16 protein-coding genes are annotated in these 16,256 nt (G+C 77.1%); 5 read left to right on the top strand and 11 right to left on the bottom strand.

All coding sequences use genetic code 11. The annotated features are described in order from the left end of the window. Positions 1 to 184: 184 nt before the first annotated feature. Positions 185 to 2,620, top strand: coding sequence for a DEAD/DEAH box helicase (locus AB3388_RS02080; RefSeq protein WP_495409095.1), 2,436 nt, complete (start codon positions 185 to 187; stop codon positions 2,618 to 2,620). An 11-nt stretch (positions 2,621 to 2,631) separates the two neighbouring features. On the opposite strand, the gene AB3388_RS02075 is transcribed toward AB3388_RS02080, so the two are convergent. The 7 genes from AB3388_RS02075 to ssd form a co-directional block, all read right to left on the bottom strand. Further along, the gene (locus AB3388_RS02075) at positions 2,632 to 2,997 is read right to left on the bottom strand and encodes an Rv3654c family TadE-like protein (RefSeq protein ID WP_495409094.1); all 366 of its coding nucleotides are present in this window, start codon (positions 2,995 to 2,997) and stop codon (positions 2,632 to 2,634) included. Further along, entirely contained in the window at positions 2,994 to 3,371 is a 378-nt protein-coding gene (locus AB3388_RS02070; protein ID WP_495409093.1) for a TadE family type IV pilus minor pilin, read from the bottom strand. The genes AB3388_RS02075 and AB3388_RS02070 overlap by 4 nt, the downstream gene beginning before the upstream one ends. Positions 3,372 to 3,373: 2 nt before the next feature. Next, the gene (locus AB3388_RS02065; protein WP_495409092.1) at positions 3,374 to 3,601 is read right to left on the bottom strand and encodes a DUF4244 domain-containing protein; all 228 of its coding nucleotides are present in this window, start codon (positions 3,599 to 3,601) and stop codon (positions 3,374 to 3,376) included. A gap of 120 nt (positions 3,602 to 3,721) precedes the next feature. Then, the gene (locus AB3388_RS02060; RefSeq protein ID WP_495409091.1) at positions 3,722 to 4,456 is read right to left on the bottom strand and encodes a type II secretion system F family protein; all 735 of its coding nucleotides are present in this window, start codon (positions 4,454 to 4,456) and stop codon (positions 3,722 to 3,724) included. Continuing rightward, positions 4,453 to 5,265, bottom strand: a complete 813-nt coding sequence (locus tag AB3388_RS02055) for a type II secretion system F family protein (RefSeq protein ID WP_495409090.1) — start codon at positions 5,263 to 5,265, stop codon at positions 4,453 to 4,455. The genes AB3388_RS02060 and AB3388_RS02055 overlap by 4 nt, the downstream gene beginning before the upstream one ends. Further along, on the bottom strand, positions 5,262 to 6,407 hold the full coding sequence (locus AB3388_RS02050) for a TadA family conjugal transfer-associated ATPase (RefSeq protein WP_495409089.1): 1,146 nt from the start codon (positions 6,405 to 6,407) through the stop codon (positions 5,262 to 5,264). Before AB3388_RS02050 ends, AB3388_RS02055 begins: the two co-directional genes overlap by 4 nt. After that, positions 6,404 to 7,495 (bottom strand): septum site-determining protein Ssd, encoded by a 1,092-nt coding sequence (gene ssd, locus AB3388_RS02045; protein WP_495409088.1) that lies wholly within the window; start codon positions 7,493 to 7,495, stop codon positions 6,404 to 6,406. The genes AB3388_RS02050 and ssd overlap by 4 nt, the downstream gene beginning before the upstream one ends. Positions 7,496 to 7,621: 126 nt before the next feature. On the opposite strand from ssd, the gene AB3388_RS02040 reads away from it, so the two are divergent. After that, positions 7,622 to 8,467: an HAD family hydrolase gene (locus AB3388_RS02040; RefSeq protein WP_495409087.1), complete on the top strand. Its 846-nt coding sequence runs from the start codon at positions 7,622 to 7,624 to the stop codon at positions 8,465 to 8,467. 11 nt (positions 8,468 to 8,478) lie between these two features. On the opposite strand, the gene AB3388_RS02035 is transcribed toward AB3388_RS02040, so the two are convergent. Together AB3388_RS02035 and AB3388_RS02030 are read right to left on the bottom strand one after the other, a co-directional pair. Next, entirely contained in the window at positions 8,479 to 9,447 is a 969-nt protein-coding gene (locus AB3388_RS02035) for an aldo/keto reductase (RefSeq protein ID WP_495409086.1), read from the bottom strand. An 18-nt stretch (positions 9,448 to 9,465) separates the two neighbouring features. After that, positions 9,466 to 10,254 carry a Fic family protein gene (locus AB3388_RS02030; protein WP_495409085.1) on the bottom strand — a complete coding sequence of 263 codons (789 nt, stop codon included), beginning with the start codon at positions 10,252 to 10,254 and terminating at the stop codon, positions 9,466 to 9,468. Between the two features lie 64 nt (positions 10,255 to 10,318). Here AB3388_RS02030 and AB3388_RS02025 point away from each other — a divergent pair, with 64 nt between their 5' ends. Genes AB3388_RS02025 through AB3388_RS02015 form a run of 3 tightly spaced genes read left to right on the top strand, consistent with a single transcriptional unit; the run spans position 10,319 to position 12,137 of the window. Further along, entirely contained in the window at positions 10,319 to 10,864 is a 546-nt protein-coding gene (locus tag AB3388_RS02025) for a histidine phosphatase family protein (protein ID WP_495409084.1), read from the top strand. After that, positions 10,861 to 11,382, top strand: a complete 522-nt coding sequence (cobU, locus tag AB3388_RS02020) for a bifunctional adenosylcobinamide kinase/adenosylcobinamide-phosphate guanylyltransferase (protein ID WP_495409083.1) — start codon at positions 10,861 to 10,863, stop codon at positions 11,380 to 11,382. Before AB3388_RS02025 ends, cobU begins: the two co-directional genes overlap by 4 nt. Further along, entirely contained in the window at positions 11,379 to 12,137 is a 759-nt protein-coding gene (locus tag AB3388_RS02015; RefSeq protein WP_495409082.1) for an adenosylcobinamide-GDP ribazoletransferase, read from the top strand. Before cobU ends, AB3388_RS02015 begins: the two co-directional genes overlap by 4 nt. 64 nt (positions 12,138 to 12,201) lie before the next feature. On the opposite strand, the gene AB3388_RS02010 is transcribed toward AB3388_RS02015, so the two are convergent. Further along, positions 12,202 to 12,441: a hypothetical protein gene (locus AB3388_RS02010; RefSeq protein ID WP_495409081.1), complete on the bottom strand. Its 240-nt coding sequence runs from the start codon at positions 12,439 to 12,441 to the stop codon at positions 12,202 to 12,204. A gap of 82 nt (positions 12,442 to 12,523) precedes the next feature. Further along, positions 12,524 to 16,138: a cobaltochelatase subunit CobN gene (cobN, locus tag AB3388_RS02005; RefSeq protein ID WP_495409080.1), complete on the bottom strand. Its 3,615-nt coding sequence runs from the start codon at positions 16,136 to 16,138 to the stop codon at positions 12,524 to 12,526. Positions 16,139 to 16,256: the final 118 nt, after the last annotated feature.

Raw genomic sequence — 16,256 nt, 5'->3', positions numbered from 1 at the left:
CCCGCGCGCCGGGACGGCGAGGTCACGCCCAGTGCGCGCCGGAGGGCTCCGTCGACCAAGGGACGCCGCGTGATTGTAAGGGAGATCACACGCTGTACCGGAACCTGCGACGGTCTGTTGCCTTCATCACATCTCTGTCATCTCGGGGTGCTCGAATGTCGTCCGCGGGTGTGACAGTGGAGGCGTGACCACGCTCCACCCGGTCCGCCCGGCTCCCCCTCCCGGCGCGGACCCGGTTCTTCCCGGGGCGGACCTATTGGCGAGCCTTCTGGCCGGCACGTCCGAGGACGAACAGCCCGTCACGTACGTGCACCGGCTCCCGATGCGCCGCAGCGACTCCCGGCCCTGGCCCGACTGGGTGGACGCCGGCCTTCGTGCCCGGCTGATCGAGCGCGGCGTCCCGTCGCCCTGGCGCCACCAGGTCGAGGCCGCCCAGCTGGCGTGGGACGGCGCCCACGTCGTGGTCGCCACCGGGACGGCGTCCGGCAAGTCGCTGGCCTACCAGCTGCCCGCCCTCGCCCGGCTGGCCGCCGACCCCCGCGCCTGCGTGCTGTACCTGGCGCCCACCAAGGCGCTGGCCCGCGACCAGCTGGCGTCGGTGGCCGCCCTGGCCGACCCGTCGGTGCGGCCGGCGGCCTACGACGGCGACACCCCCGCCGAGGAGCGGGACTGGGTCCGGCGGCACTCACGCTGGATCGTCACCAACCCGGACATGCTGCACCGCGGGATCCTGCCGGCCCACCAGAGGTGGTCGAGCACGCTGCGGCGGCTGGCCTACGTCGTCGTCGACGAGTGCCACGCCTACCGCGGCGTGTTCGGCTCGCACGTCGGCCACGTGCTGCGCCGGCTGCGGCGGGTCTGCCGCCGCTACGGCACCGAGCCGGTGTTCGTGCTCGCGTCGGCGACCGTGGCCGATCCGGCGCAGGCGGCCACCCGGCTGGTCGGCGCTCCGGTCGCGGCGGTCACCGCCGACGGCTCGCCGCGGCCGGGCGCCACCTTCGCGCTGTGGGAGCCGCCGCTCACCGAGCGCACCGGCGAGCACGGCGCTCCGCTGCGCCGGTCCGCCGCCGCCGACGCGGCGACCCTGCTGGCCGACCTGGTGGAGCAGGGCGCCCGGACGCTGGCCTTCGTCCGCTCCCGACGAGGCGCCGAGTCGGTGGCCGACCAGGCCCGCCGGCTGCTGGCCGACCGGGGCCGGGCCGACCTGGTCCGCCGGGTCGACTCCTACCGCGGCGGCTACCTGCCCGAGGAGCGGCGCGAGCTGGAGCGGCTGCTGTCCTCCGGCGAGCTGCTAGGGGTGGCCACGACCAACGCGCTCGAGCTCGGCATCGACATCGCCGGCCTGGACGCGGTGGTGCTCGCCGGCTACCCGGGCACGCTCGCGTCGATGTGGCAGCAAGCCGGGCGGGCGGGGCGCGCCCAGCGGGAGTCGCTGGTCGTCTTCGTCGCCCGCGACGACCCGCTCGACCACTACCTGGCCCACCACCCGCGGGCGGTGTTCGGCCGGCCGATCGAGGCCACGGTCACCGACCCGGGCAACCCGTACGTGCTCGGGCCCCAGCTGTGCTGCGCCGCGGCGGAGCTGCCCCTGACCCCTGCGGACCTCCCCGACTTCGGCGGCCCCGCGGCCGAGGCGCAGCTCGAGGCGCTGGTCGCCGAGGGAGCGCTGCGGCGGCGGCCGACCGGCTGGTACTGGGCCGGCCGGGGGCGCCCCGACGTCGACATCCGCGGCAGCGGTCTGGAGCCGGTGTCGATCATCGAGGCGGGCACGGGCCGCCTCCTCGGCACCGTGGACGGCGACGCGGCACACACGACCGTGCACGCCGGCGCGCTCTACGTGCACCGCGGCGAGACCTACGTCGTCGACGAGCTCGACGTGGACGAGGCCATCGCCGTCGTCCACGCCGAGAGCCCGGAGTGGACGACGGTGGCGCGCGACGTCACCGACCTCTCCGTGGTCAGCACCGAGCGCACCCGGGCACTGGGCACGGTCACCGCGCACACCGGCGTGGTCGATGTGACCAACCAGGTCGTGGCCTACCAGCGCCGGCGGCTCGGTACCGGCGAGGTGCTGGCCGAGTTCCCGCTGGACCTGCCGCCGCGCCAGCTCCGCACCCGCGCCGTCTGGTTCACCCTCGACTCCCGAGCGGTGCAGCGGGCCGAGGTGGACGAGATCGCGCTGCCCGGCTCCCTGCACGCCGCCGAGCACGCGGCGATCGGCATCCTGCCGCTGCTGGCCACCTGCGACCGCTGGGACCTGGGTGGGCTGTCGACCGCGCTGCACCCGGACACCGGCGCGGCGACGATCTTCGTCTACGACGGCCATCCGGGCGGGGCCGGCTTCTCCGAGCGCGGATACGCCGTGCTGCGCGGTTGGTTGCAGGCGACGCGGGCGACGGTGGCCACCTGCGAGTGCGAGAGCGGCTGCCCCTCCTGCGTGCAGTCGCCCAAGTGCGGCAACGGCAACGACCCGCTGGACAAGACCGGGGCGGTGCGGGTGCTCGACGTCGTCCTGGACGAGCTGGCGACCGCCGAGCGAGAACCCGCCGGCGACACCGGAACCGTGCCAGACTCCCCCGCGCCACCGGACGCCGAGGACGAGGACGACCTGGTCTTCTGAGCCCGCGCCGCTCACCCCGCGCCCACCGGCCCGGCGCGGGCCCGCCCGGCCGCGCGGAACAGCCCGAGCGGGCCCAGGCGGACCGGCACGGCGACGGTGAGCTCGACGACGGCACCGCCGCCGACGGCGCAGGAGGTCAGCTGCGCCCCGTTGTCCGCGGCGGCGCGGGCGGCGGCGGCGCAGGCGACCGGCTCGCCCTGCGCCGCCACCAGCGCCGCCGCGAGGGCTGATAGGTCGGCCGCGGTCCCGGCCCGGTGGCGGGCGGTCACCGCGGCGCCGACGAGCACCGCGGCCAGGCCCACCGCGGCGAGCACGCCCGCGAGCGCGAGCACCCACACGGTCGCCGACCCTCGTTCGCGGTCACCGCGAACCCTCATGGCCCCGGCTCCGTGCCGGGCTCACGCTGCGCGACCGCGTCGGCGCGCACACCGATCCGCAGCGGGACCGGCCCGAGGGGCGCGACGTCGGCCGACACGGTCACCCGGACGGCGTCTCCGGCGCCGCCCACGTCGACGACGGCGCCGTCGGGCGCCGCCTCGGCCGCCAGTGCGGCGACGACGGCGGCCGGCTCACCCCGCGCCGTGGCCCGGGCGGCCTCGCGCGCGGCGTCGACGCAGCGCAGCTGCGCCCCGACCACGGTCACCGCCGCGACCGCCCCGGCGAGCACGAGCAGCAGGACCGGGAGGACCACCGCGGTCTCGGCGGTCACCATCCCGCGCTCCCCGCGCAGCCGGGTCAGCCGACCGGCCACGGTCAGGACAGCGTGGCCAGCGCCGACTCGACCAGGCGGCCGAGCGCGTCGACGATCGAGCCGCCGGTGACGACGCGGTACAGCACCGCCGCGAAGGCACAGGCGGCGACGGTTCCCACGGCGTACTCGGCGGTGCTCATGCCCGCCTCCCCGGTGGCACGGACACGCGCCCACCGCCGGGCGAGCGCACGGCCGAACCGGCGAATGGGTGCGGATCGGGTCTGTTCCACGGCTGCTCCTCGGTCGGGGCCCGCCTTCCGGGCCGTGCTCCCGACCTTCGCGATCCCGGAGCCGCCGTCCCAGCGCCCGCGGGGATCTGTGGAGTGCGCCACCGGCTGTGGACGGCGGCGTCACCGGAACACCTCCCCGGCGATGCCGAGGACCAGGGGCACCACGCCGAGGCAGACGAACGCAGGCAGGAAGCACAGGCCCAGCGGCGCCAGCACCCACACGCCCGCCCTGCGGACGTCGGCCTCGATCCGGCCGCGGGCGGCGGCCCGGCCGTCCGCGGCGAGAGCGCGCAACGCGGGCCCGACGGCCGAGCCGGACTCCCCCGCGCGCACCAGGACCCGGGCGAGCGGCACCACCTCGGCCGGGACGTCGGACCAGGCCCGGCGCGGCTCGGCGCCCAGCCGGTACAGCCCGGCGACGCCGCGCAGCACCCGGGCCAGCGGCTCGCCGACCGCCTCGGCGACGGCGCCCACCGCGACACCTACCGGCATCCCGGCGGCGAGGCAGACCGCGAGCAGGTCCGCGACCGCGGGCAGCTCCCGCTCGCGCGCGGCCCGCCGGTTCCGGTCGTCGGTGCGGTCGCCGCGCAGCATGCGCTCGCCGGCGAGCCCGACCGCGACCGCGGCCACCGCGCCGGCCAACCCGCCGACGAGCAGGCCCACCGCGCAGCCCGCGGCGCCCGCGAGCAGCCGGCGCTGCCAGGGCGCCCCGGCCGCCGGCACGCGGCCGGGGCTTCTCCCCCGCGGCGCCACCGCCGCCAGGCCCCGCGCCCGTGCGGTGGTCCGCGCCCCGGCCGGCGACCAGACGGCCAGGACGGCGGCGAGCGCCAGCAGCGCCGGCCAGCTCCCGCTCATCGGGCGGCCGGCGGGGCGTCCCGCGTGGCCCGCGCCACGAGCCGCCGCGACCACGTCACGCCGGCGACCTCCAGTCCCACGCCGGCGACGAGCAGGACCTGCCCCGTCCCGGTCGCCGTCAGCACGTGCCAGGGGTCGGCGCCGACCCCGCTGCCCATGGCGAGGCCGAGGACCGGGAGTCCGGCCAGCAGGGCGGCGCTCGCCCGCGGGGCCGCGACCGCCGAGCGCAGCTCGAGGCGGTGCCGCTGGCGGGCGCGCAGGTCGTCCTCCACCGCCGTGACCACGTCGGCCAGCGAGGCGCCGGTGCGCGCGCTGAGCCGCACGGCCGCCGCCAGCCGATCCAGGGCCTCGTCCACCGGGCCGGCGCGGGCACGCGCGCCGGCCGCGGGCTCCGGCGCCCGCACGGTGCGCAGCAGCGCGCGGCCCAGCTCCTCGTCCCCGCCCGAGCGCGCGGCCGCCGCCGCGGCCACCTCCGGCGGCATCCCGCTGCGCAGCTCCGCGGCGAGCACCCCGAGCGACTCCGTCACCGCGCTCGCGCGGGCGTCCTCCCGGGCACCGCGCCGGCGCCCTGCCCAGGATCGCGCCGCCAGTCCGGCGCAGCAGGCGGCCAGGACGGCGACCAGCGGAGTGCTCGCCGCGGCCGCGAGGGCCGCGGCGGCACCGGCCGCGAGCGCCGGCCCGCCCACGGGGCCGAGCTCCGGCACGGCGGGGAGCCGGCGCCGGGGCCGGCCCAGCCGCGCCCGGCGCAGGGCGGCGGGATCGGGCCACGCGAGGAGCCCCGCGGCCAGGCAGAGCAGGGCGGCGGTCACCGGTCGCCGCCCTGGTCGAGCAGGGTCCGCAGCGCCTCCCCGGCGGGGCACGGGCTCCCGTCGGCGCGCCAGCCCGGCTCGACGACCACCCGGTCGTCGGCGCGGTGGACCACGCCGATCTCCTCCACCCGCCGGCCGGCCGGTGTCCGCCGGACGTGCACGACGACCGACAGCCCGGCCGCGGCCTGGCTGTGCACGGCGGCCCGGTCCAGGCCCGCCGCCACGCCCAGCGCCTCGAGCCGGGCCGGGACCTCGGCCGGCCGGTTGGCGTGCAACGTGCCGCAGCCGCCGTCGTGGCCGGTGTTCAGGGCGGCCAGCAGATCGGTCACCTCGGCGCCCCGGACCTCCCCGACCACCAGCCGGTCCGGGCGCATCCGCAGCGCCTGGCGGACCAGGTCCCGCAGCGTGACCAGGCCCGCGCCCTCGACGTTGGGCGGACGGCTGAGCAGGCGGACGACGTGCGGGTGGGCCGGGCTGAGCTCGGCCGCGTCCTCGCAGAGCACCATCCGCTCCGCCGGGTCCACCAGGCCGAGCAGCGCCGAGAGCAGGGTCGTCTTCCCGGCGCCGGTGCCGCCGGTGACCAGGAAGGCATGCCGCCGGGCGACCAGCGCGCGCAGCAGCCGCTCGCTGTCGGCGGGGAACGCACCCGCCGCGGCGAGCGCGGCGAGGTCCGGCGTCACCCGGCGGAGCACCCGCAGCGACAGGCAGGTCCCGCTGCCCGAGACCGGGGGCAGGACGGCGTGCAACCGGGTGCCGTCGGGCAGGCCGGCGTCCACCCAGGGCGCCGCGTCGTCGAGCCGGCGCCCGGCGGCGGCCGCCAGCCGGACGGCGAGCCGGCGGACGGCGGCGTCGTCGGGGAACCGCAGCGGCGTGCGTTCCAGCCCGGCGCCGCGGTCGAGCCAGACCTGGTCGGGTCCGTTGACCAGCACGTCGGTGACGCCGGGCAGGCGGAGCAGCGGCTCCAGCGGCCCCGCCCCGGCCAGCTCGTCCACCGCGTCCCGGACCGCGCGCAGCACGTCGTGCTCGCCGAGGAGCCCCCCGGCCTCCTCGTGCACGAGCGCGGCGACGGCGGCCCGCGTCGGGATCCCCGTCTCGGTCGCCAGCCGGGCCCGGACCCGCTCGAGCAGCGGCAACCCGGTCACGCGACCGCCTCCCCGCGGCGGGGCAGCTGCGCCAGCAGCCGCCGGGCCAGGACACCGAGCGGCGCGCGCGCCGACACCAGCGGCGGCTCACCCCGTTCTCCCCGGGGCACGGCCGCCCGGTCGTGGCCGAGCTCGGCGAGCACCGGGCGGCCGACGGCGTGGGCGACGTCCTCGCGGGACAGGCCGCCGGGCACCGGCCGCGCCACGACGACTGCCGCGGACCACGGCGCCCCGGGCGCGAGCAGCAGCCGGGCGGCCGACGCCGCGCGCAGCCGCGCGGGGACGACGAGCACCGCCAGATCGGCCTCGGCCAGCACCGCCTCGGCGAGCGCCGGATCGCCGCGCGGCAGGTCGACGACGACCGGGGCGCCGGCCGCGCGGCCGGCGAGGGCGACCGCGGTCAGCGCCTCCGCCGGCAGGGGGACCGCCGTGTCCCGGGAGGCGGCGAGCACGTGCACCCCGTCGGTCTCCGGCAGCGACGCCAGCAGCGCGTCGCCGACCACGCGCCCGCGCAGCCCGGTCAGCTCGGGCCAGCGCAGCCCCTCCGCGTGCTCGGCGCCCAGCAGCAGGTCGAGGCCCCCGCCGCCCGCGTCGCCGTCGACGAGCAGGGCGCCGGGAGCCGCGGCGAGGGCCAGCGCGGCCGCGAGCGTGCTGGCGCCCGCGCCGCCGCAGCTGCCGCCCACGGCCACCAGCCAGCCGTGCTCCACCGGCGAGCGCACCGCCGCCGCGCACCGCGACAGCACCCACGCCTCGTCGGCCGGCAGCAGCGCCACCCGCTCGGCGCCGAGCTCCACCGCCGTCGCCCAGTCGGCCGCGGGCAGCTCGGCTCGGGACACGACCACCACCCCCGGGCGCCGCGGCAGCGCCTGCACCGCGGCGGTGGCGAGGACGTCGGCGCCGATCAGGACCAGCGGGGCGGCGCGCTGTGCACGGCGCAGCGCCGGTCCGCCGGTGGCCAGCTCGGCCTCGGCGCCGGCCGCGGCGAGCAGCCGCAGGAGGTCGTCGACGAGCCCCTCGTCGGCGCTCACGACGAGCGGCCGGGCGGAGCGGGGCGCGGGCGGGGACGGGCGAGACGCGGCGAAGGACACGCACCCACCCCACGGCGGCGCGGGCAACATCTGCCAGCGGCCGCCGGGATCTGTGGATGACCCGTTCGGGTGTGGACGGCGCGCGACCTGCGTCACAACCTGCGGATCCACTTACAGTCGTGCCTTGTGACCCGCGCTGCGGCGTTCTTCGACCTCGACAAGACGGTCATCGCCAAGTCCAGCACCCTGGCCTTCGGACGACCGTTCTTCCACGGTGGGCTGATCAACCGCCGCGCCGTCCTCAAGGCCGCCTACGCGCAGTTCGTCTTCTCGCTGCAGGGTGCCGACGCGCAGCAGATGGAGCGACTGCGGGCGCAGATCACCGCGCTCTGCACGGGCTGGGACGTTGCGACGGTGCACGACATCGTCGGCGAGACGCTGCACGACATCGTCGACCCGCTGATCTACGCCGAGGCCGCCGACCTGATCGAGGAGCACAAGGCGGCGGGCCGGGAGATCGTGATCGTCTCGAGCAGCGGCGCCGAGGTGGTCGAGCCGATCGGCGCGCTGCTCGGCGCCGACCGTGTCGTCGCGACCCGCATGGTGACGGTGGACGGCCGCTACACCGGCGAGATCGACTTCTACGCCTACGGCGAGAACAAGGCGGCGGCGCTGCGGGAGGTCGCGGCCGAGGGCGGTTTCGACCTGGCCGACTGCTACGCCTACAGCGACTCGATCACGGACCTGCCGATGCTGTCGGCCGTCGGCCACCCGACCGCGGTCAACCCCGACAAGGGCCTGCGCCGGGCGGCGCTCGACCGGGGCTGGCCGGTGCTGGAGTTCAGCCGGCCGGTGTCGATGCGCTCCCGGTTCTCCGTGCCCCCCGCGCCGGTCATGACCGGGGCCGCGGTGGGCGTCGGGGCCGCCGTCGTCGGATTGGCCTGGTACGCCCGGCACCGGGCACTGCGGCAGGGAGCGGCGACCGCCGAGCCCCGGCCCCTGCCCGGCCGCTGGCGGCGCCGCGGCGCCTGACGGCGCCCTCGTCAGACGCCCAGCCGCTCCCGGACGCCGTCGACCAGCGAGCGCACGCCCGAGACGGGCGTGAACGACCGCGCGGCCGCGGTCAGCGCGGCCTGCTCGTCGTCGGTCAGGGCGTTGTCGGCAGCGGCCGCGTTGAACTCCATCTGCTCGACGCTCGAGGCGCCGGGGATCACCACGACCCGCGGCAGGCCGATCAGCCAGGCCAGCGCGATCTGCGCGGGCCTGGCGTCGCGCGCCGCGGCCACGTCACGGAGGACGTCGAGCAGCGGCTGCACGCGGCGGAGGTTCTCGGTGCCGAAGAGCGGGTTGGCCGCCCGGACGCCGCCCGGCCGGTTGCCCGCGGAGTACCGGCCGCCGAGCAGGCCCTGCGCCAGGGGGCTGTAGGCGATGACGACGCGGCCCTCCCGCTCGGCGAAGGGCACCAGGTCGTCGAGCGGCCGGGAGGCGGCCAGCGAGAACTGCACCTGGTTGCTGATCACCGGCCGGCCGAGCGCCGCGTCGGCGGCCCGCCAGCGGGCCAGGGAGTAGTTGGAGACGCCCGCGGCGCCGATGCGGCCGGCGTCGAGCAGGTCCCGCATGCCCGGCATGGTCACCGAGTCGCGGATCAGCGGATTGGGCTGGTGTACCTGGTACAGCGGGATCCGGTCCAGGCCGAGCCGCCGGGCGCTGCCCGCCCACCGCTGCCGGACCACCGGCGGGAACGGCGCCACCGGGAAGATCTTGCTGGCGACGACGACCTCGCCGCGCTCGTCGGCGAGCGCCTCGCCGAGGATCCGCTCGCTGCGGCCGAAGGCGTAGATCTCGGCCGTGTCGAACAGCGTCACGCCGAGCTCCCGGGCGCGGCGGACGATCTCCTTCGCGCCGCGCTCGGCGTAGTTGTCGCCGTAGCCCCACTCACGGGAGCCGAACTGCCAGGTGCCCAGTCCGATCCGGCTGACCGGGCCCAGCCCGTCGACGTCGAGGTACCGCATGCGAGCAGTCTGCCGGGCTCAGCCGCGCAGGATCGCCTCGGCGATGGCCAGGCCCTCGACCGCGCCGTGCTCGGTCGCCCGGCAGCAGTGCACCAGCCAGCCGGCCAGCCCCTCGGGCTCACCCGAGCCGTAGCCGGCGAGGACCGCGGCGTAGGCGTCCCGGCCGAGCTCGGCGAAGCCCACCTCCGGCACCGACACCGCCTTGGGGTCCAGGCCGCGGGTGATGCCGGTCAGCCGGGCGGCGGCCCGGGCGACGACGCCGTCGGCGGCCCCGAACGGCGCCATCGCCGCCAGCTCGCCGTGCACGAGAGCGGCGACCAGCACCGCCGGGATCGTGGTCTGCACGGCGACCAGCCCGAACAGCCCCGCCAGCCGCGGGCCGGCGTGCGGGGCCGGCCGGCCCAGCGCCGACCGGTCGACCAGGTCGGCGGCCGCGAGCACGTGCAGCCGCGCGAGCACCTGCCCCGGCGCCCGCGGCCACGTCTCGACCATCGAGCCCAGCGCGACCGACACCCGCAACGCCCCCTGCACGACCGGGTCCTCGACCGCGCCCGCTCGCAGCTCGGCCAGCGGCACGTCCACGCCGTCGAGCGCGGCCGAGGCACGGGCGCCGCGCAGGGCCGACTCGGTGCTGACCTCCGCGGAGCGGTTGCGCATGAGCCGGTGCGCGAGCAGCCGGTCGATCGCGGCCCGGGCCGAGCCGGCGGCCTCCGTCACGCCGGGGAGCTCGATCAGGTGGGCCAGCGGGTCGGGTCCGCTCGGTCGGTCGGCGGACCGGGCGGCACCGGGCCGGACGGGGATGGTCACGGGGACGACGGTACGAAACGCGGGCGCACGCCTCCGCCGCGCCCTCGCCTACGCTCCGACCACGATGACCGGCCCGCTGACCCTGCTGCTCGTCCGCCACGGGCAGAGCGAGTGGAACGCCGCCGGCCGGATGCAGGGCCAGACGGCGCACGTGCCGCTGACCGCCCTGGGGCACGAACAGGCGGCGGCCGCCGCCCGCGAGCTGGCGGCGCTGCGCCCCGGCGCCCTGATCTCCAGCGACCTGCACCGGGCCGTCCAGACCGCCGAGCACTGCGCCCGGGCCACCGGCCTGCCGGTGACCACCACGCCGGCGCTGCGCGAGCAGGGCTACGGCGTCCTCGAGGGCCGCCCGTCTCGGGAGCTGTGGGACGTCGTCGACTGGACCGATCCGCACTGGGCGGCTGAGGGCGGTGAGAGCCTCGCCGGCCTGCACGCACGGGTGGCGGGCTACCTGCGCGAGCTGCGGGACCGGCCCCCCGCGGGGGTCGTCGCCCTCGTCACGCACGGCGACACCATCCGTGCGGCCCAGGCGGTCGCGGCCGGCCTGGGGCCGGAGGCGATGCCGGCGGTCACCCCGCACAACGGCACGGTCACCAGGCTGGAGTTGTGAGCAGGGTCCTGGTGCTCGGCGGCAGCCGGTCGGGCAAGTCGGCGCACGCGGAGTCGCTGCTCACCGGCGTCCCCGACGTCACCTACCTGGCCACCTCGGTCCGGGCGGACGGCGACGCCGAGTGGGCCGCGCGCGTCGCCGCGCACCGCGCCCGCCGCCCGGCCGGCTGGACGACGGTCGAGACGACCGCCCCCTCCGAGCTGCTGCGGGGCGGCACGATCCTCGTCGACAGCGTGACCACCTGGGTCGCCGCGCTCATGGACGAGACCGGGGTCTGGGCCGACGAGCCCGGCGCGCTCGACCGGTTGGCCGGCCGCTGCGACGCGCTGGTCAACGCGTGGGCGATGACACCGGCGCACGTGGTGGCGGTCAGCGACGAGGTCGGGCTCGGGGTCGTGCCCGAGACACGGTCGGGCCGGCTGTTCCGCGACACGCTCGGCGCGGTCAACCAGCGGCTGGCCGGCACCGCGGACGAGGTCTGGTTCGTCGTGGCCGGCCTGCCGCAGCGGCTGCGATGAGGTGGACCGGCCCGCTGGAGTCCGCCGCGCTGCTGACCGTGCTGCGGGTGCCGGCCGCTGCGGCGGCGAGCACCCGCGGCGTGCTGCCGTGGGCACCGCTGGTGGGGCTCGTCCTCGGGGCGGTCGCCACGGGCATCGGCGTCCTCGGCGCGCGGCTGGTCTCGCCGTTCGCCGGGGCGGTCCTGACCGTCGCCGTCCTCGCCGCCCTGACCCGCGGGCTGCACCTGGACGGCCTCGCCGACACCGCCGACGGGCTGGGCCCGCTTCGGGGCCGGGAGCGTGCGCTGGAGGTGATGCACCAGAGCGACATCGGCCCGTTCGGGGTGCTCACCGTGCTGCTCACGGTGTTGCTGCAGGTCGCCTGCCTGACCGTGCTCCTGCCGGGTCAGTGGGCCGCGCCGGTCACCGCCGTCGTCACGGCGCGGCTGGCCATGGCACGCACCGGCCTGCCGGGCACGCCGATGGCCGCCGGCTCCTCGCTCGGCCGTGCGGTCGCCGGCACGGTCTCCCCCGGCTGGCTGGCGGGGTGCGGTGTGGCGGCGGCGGTCGTGGCCGGTGCGCTGCAGTGGCTGGTCAGCGGCCCGGCGGACGCCGCCCGGCTGGTCGCCGCCGCCATCGCCGGGCTGCTCGCCGCCGAGGTGCTGAGGGCGCGCGCGTCCACCCGCCTCGGCGGGGTCACCGGCGACGTCATGGGTGCGATGGGTGAGGTCGCGGCGGCGGCCACGCTGCTGGTCGCCGCCGCCGTGGTGACCTGACCATCCGGCCCCCTGCAGGGTCCCGACGCGAGCCTGCGAGCGTTGGGGGGCAGGGGGTCCTTCTTCAGGAGGCCATTTCCTCGCAGGTCCGGCAGCGCAGCACGCCGACCGTGGGCTCCGTCCAGTCGCGGTGGGGCAGCGCGATCACGTTCGTGCCGCAGAGGGCGACGTCCTCGGCCGTGCGGAACAGGCGGGTGACGGCGTGGGCCACTCCCGCCGGCTTGTCGTCGGCGCGCACGCCGACGGCGGACGAGGCGCCGACCGCCACGATGCGCTTGGCGCCGGTCATGTACTTGCTTCTCACGATTACAGGGTGCCCCGATCGGGTGACAGTCCGCTATGACGAGCGCCATGTACCGCCGAATTCAGCGCCGGCCGCTCCGCGCTCAGGCGCGAGCCCCCGCGGGGGTGTCGCCGCCCTCGAGGTCTCCCTCGGTGTCGAGGTACGCCTGCTGCAGCTCGGCGAGCAGCGCAGGATCCGGTGCCGCCCACATGCGGCGGTCCGCCGCCTCGAGCAGCCGTTCGGCGATCCCGTGCAGCGCCCAGGGGTTGGCCCGCTCCAGGAACTCGCGGTTCTCCGGGTCGAGGACGTAGGTCTGCGTGAGCTTCTCGTACATCCAGTCGTCGACCACGCCGGTCGTCGCGTCGTAGCCGAACAGGTAGTCGACCGTCGCGGCGAGCTCGAAGGCGCCCTTGTAGCCGTGCCGGCGCATCGCGGCCAGCCACTTGGGGTTGACCACGCGCGCGCGGAACACCCGCGAGGTCTCCTCGGTCAGCGACCGCGTGCGCACCGACTCCGGGCGGGTCGAGTCGCCGATGTAGGCAGCCGGCGCGGAACCGGTCAGTGCCCGGACCGTCGCCACCATGCCGCCGTGGTACTGGAAGTAGTCGTCGGAGTCGGCGATGTCGTGCTCGCGGGTGTCGACGTTCTTCGCCGCGACCGCGATCCGCCGGTAGGCCGCCTCCATGTCCGGCCGCGCGGCCACCCCGTCCAGGTCGCGGCCGTACGCGTACCCGCCCCAGACCGCGTACACCTCGGCGAGGTCGGCGTCCCCGCGCCAGTTGCGGGAGTCGATCAGCGGCAGGATCCCGGCCCCGTACGCGCCCGGCTTCGAGCCGAACACCCGCGTGGTCGCCCGACGCCGGTCGCCGTGCGTCGCCAGGTCGGCGTCGACGTGGGCCCGCACGAAGTTCTGCTCCGAAGGCTCGTCCAGCCCGGCCACCAGGGTCACCGCGTCGTCCAGCATGGTCACCACGTGCGGGAAGGCGTCCCGGAAGAAGCCGCTGATCCGCACCGTGACGTCGATCCGCGGCCGGCCGAGCTCGTCGAGCGGGATGGGCTCCAGCCCGGTCACCCGCCGCGAGGCGTCGTCCCACACCGGCCGGACGCCGAGCAGCGCGAGCACCTCGGCGACGTCGTCGCCGGAGGTCCGCATCGCCGATGTCCCCCACACCGACAGCCCGACCGACGGCGGGTACTCCCCCGTGTCGGCCAGATAGCGCCCCACCAGCGACTCGGCCATCGCCTGACCGGTCTCCCACGCCAGCCGCGAGGGCACCGCGCGCGGGTCGACCGAGTAGAAGTTCCGCCCGGTCGGCAGCACGTTGACCAGCCCGCGCAGCGGCGAGCCGGACGGCCCGGCCGGGACGTAGCCGCCGGACAGGGCGTGCAGGACGGCGGTGAGCTCGTCGGTGGTGCGCTCCAGCCGCGGCACCACCTCGTCGACGGCGAACCGGAGGACGGCGGCGACCGCGTCGTCGGAACGCCCGAGCACCTCAACGACCACAGAGGGCACCGCGGACGACGTCCACCCGGCCGACTCCATCGCCGCTACCAGGGCGTGCGCCGTCGCCTCGACCGCGTCCGTGTCGACGCGGGAAGCGCCCTCCGGCAGGCCGAGCGCCTCCCGCAGCCCGGGCAGCGCGACCGAGCCGCCCCAGATCTGCCGCGCCCGCAGCATGGCCAGCACCAGGTCGACCCGGTCGGACCCGGTCGGCGGGACGCCGAGCACGTGCAGCCCGTCGCGGATCTGCGAGTCCTTGATCTCGCACAGCCACCCGTCGACGTGCAGCACGAGCTCGTCGAAGTGGTCGTCCTCGGGCCGCTCGTTCAGCCCCAGGTCGTGGTCGAGCTTGGCCGCCTGGATCAGCGTCCAGATCTGCGCCCGCACCGCCGGCAGCTTCGCCGGGTCCATCGCCGCGACGTTGGCGTGCTCGTCGAGCAGCTGCTCCAGCCGCGCGATGTCGCCGTAGGAGTCGGCGCGCGCCATCGGCGGCACCATGTGGTCGACCAGCGTGGCGTGCGCCCGCCGCTTGGCCTGCGAGCCCTCGCCCGGGTCGTTGACCAGGAACGGGTAGACCAGCGGCAGGTCGCCGCTCGCCGCGTCGGGCGCGCAGGAGGCGGAGAGGCCGACCGTCTTGCCGGGCAGCCACTCCATGTTCCCGTGCTTGCCCACGTGCACGACCGCGTGCGCGCCGAACTCCGACCGCAGCCACCAGTAGGCGGCCAGGTAGTGGTGCGAGGGCGGCAGGTCCGGGTCGTGGTAGATCGCGATCGGGTTCTCGCCGAAGCCGCGCGGCGGCTGCACCATCACCACGACGTTGCCGGCGCGGAGCGCGGCGAAGACGATCGCGTCGTCGTCCACGAACAGCGAGCCCGGCGGCTCGCCCCAGTGCGCCACCATCGCGTCGCGCAGGTCGGCGGGCAGCGTGTCGAAGAACGCGCGGTAGGACGCCGCCGGGATCCGCACCGGGTTCCCGGAGAGCTGCTCCGACGTGAGCCAGTCGGCGTCCTGCCCGCCGGCGGCGATCAGCGCGTGCACCAGGGCATCGCCGTCGAGATCGGCCACGCCCGGGAGAGCAGCAGGCCCGTCGAACGGGCCGATGTCGTAGCCCTCGCCGTGCATCGCGGCCAGCAGCCGGACGACGGACGCCGGGGTGTCCAGGCCGACGGCGTTGCCGATCCGCGCGTGCTTGGTCGGATAGGCCGACAGCATGAGCACGATCCGCCGCTCGGCCGGCGGCGTGGACCGCAGCCGGGCGTGCGCCACCGCCGTCCCGGCCACCCGCGCGGCCCGCTCGGGGTCGGCCACGTACGACGTCAGGCCGTCGGCGTCGGTCTCCTTGAACGAGAACGGCACGCTGATCAGCCGGCCGTCGAACTCGGGGATCGCGACCTGGTTGCCGACGTCGAGCGGCGAGAGGCCGTCGTCGTCGGCCAGCCACTCCGAGCGCGAGCGGGTGAGGCACAGGCCCTGGATCACCGGCACGTCCAGGGCCGCCAGTGCGCCGACGTCCCAGGCGCCGTCGTCCTCACCGGCCGACGCGGTGGCCGGACGCGAGCCGCCGGCGGCGAGCACGGTCACCACCAGCGCGTCGGCGGTGCGCAGGGTGTCGAGCAGCTCGTCGGGGACGCTGCGCAGCGAGTTCACGAACACCGGCAGCGCGCAGCCGCCGGCGTCCTCGATCGCCGAGCACAGCGCCTGGACGAAGGCGGTGTTCCCCGCGAGGTGGTGCGCCCGGTAGTAGAGGACGGCGATCCGCGGACCGGCGCCGGCCGACATGTGGTCCGGCACGCCCCAGTCCGGCGCGACCGCCGGCGGCTCGAAGCCCTCGCCGGTGAGCAGCACGGTGTCGGAGAGGAAGCGGTGCAGCTGCACCAGGTTCGCGGGGCCGCCCTGCGCCAGGTACCCGTGCGCCTCGGTCGCGACGCCCATCGGAACCGTGGACAGCGCCATCAGCTCGGCGTCCGGCAGCTGCTCCCCGCCCAGGACGACGACCGGCGCCGGGCCGGCCAGGAGCGGCGCGAGCAGTTCCTCGAACTGCCGCCGCACCCCGAGCAGCCGGACGACGACCAGCGCCGCCCCCTCGACCAGCGCCGCGATGCCGGCGTCGTCGAGCCGGGCGGGGTTGCCCAGCCGCCAGCCGGCGCCGCTGGCCCGCGCGGAGAGGAGGTCGGTGTCGCTGGTGGACAGCAGGGTGAACACGCGCTGGTCGCTCATCGCGGGCGACGGTAGTCGGGGCGGCCGGACGCCCAGGACACGGCCTTGGCCGGGGGCACCTTTAACCCCGGGCACCCGTCCGGACACTCCCAGGTGTGCGAGAGCTGAGGAGTGCCGG

The organism is Geodermatophilus sp. SMS 5-13 (assembly GCF_059428245.1).
Note: the sequence above shows the minus strand (reverse complement) of the source record. Positions and strands in the feature narration are given on the sequence as shown.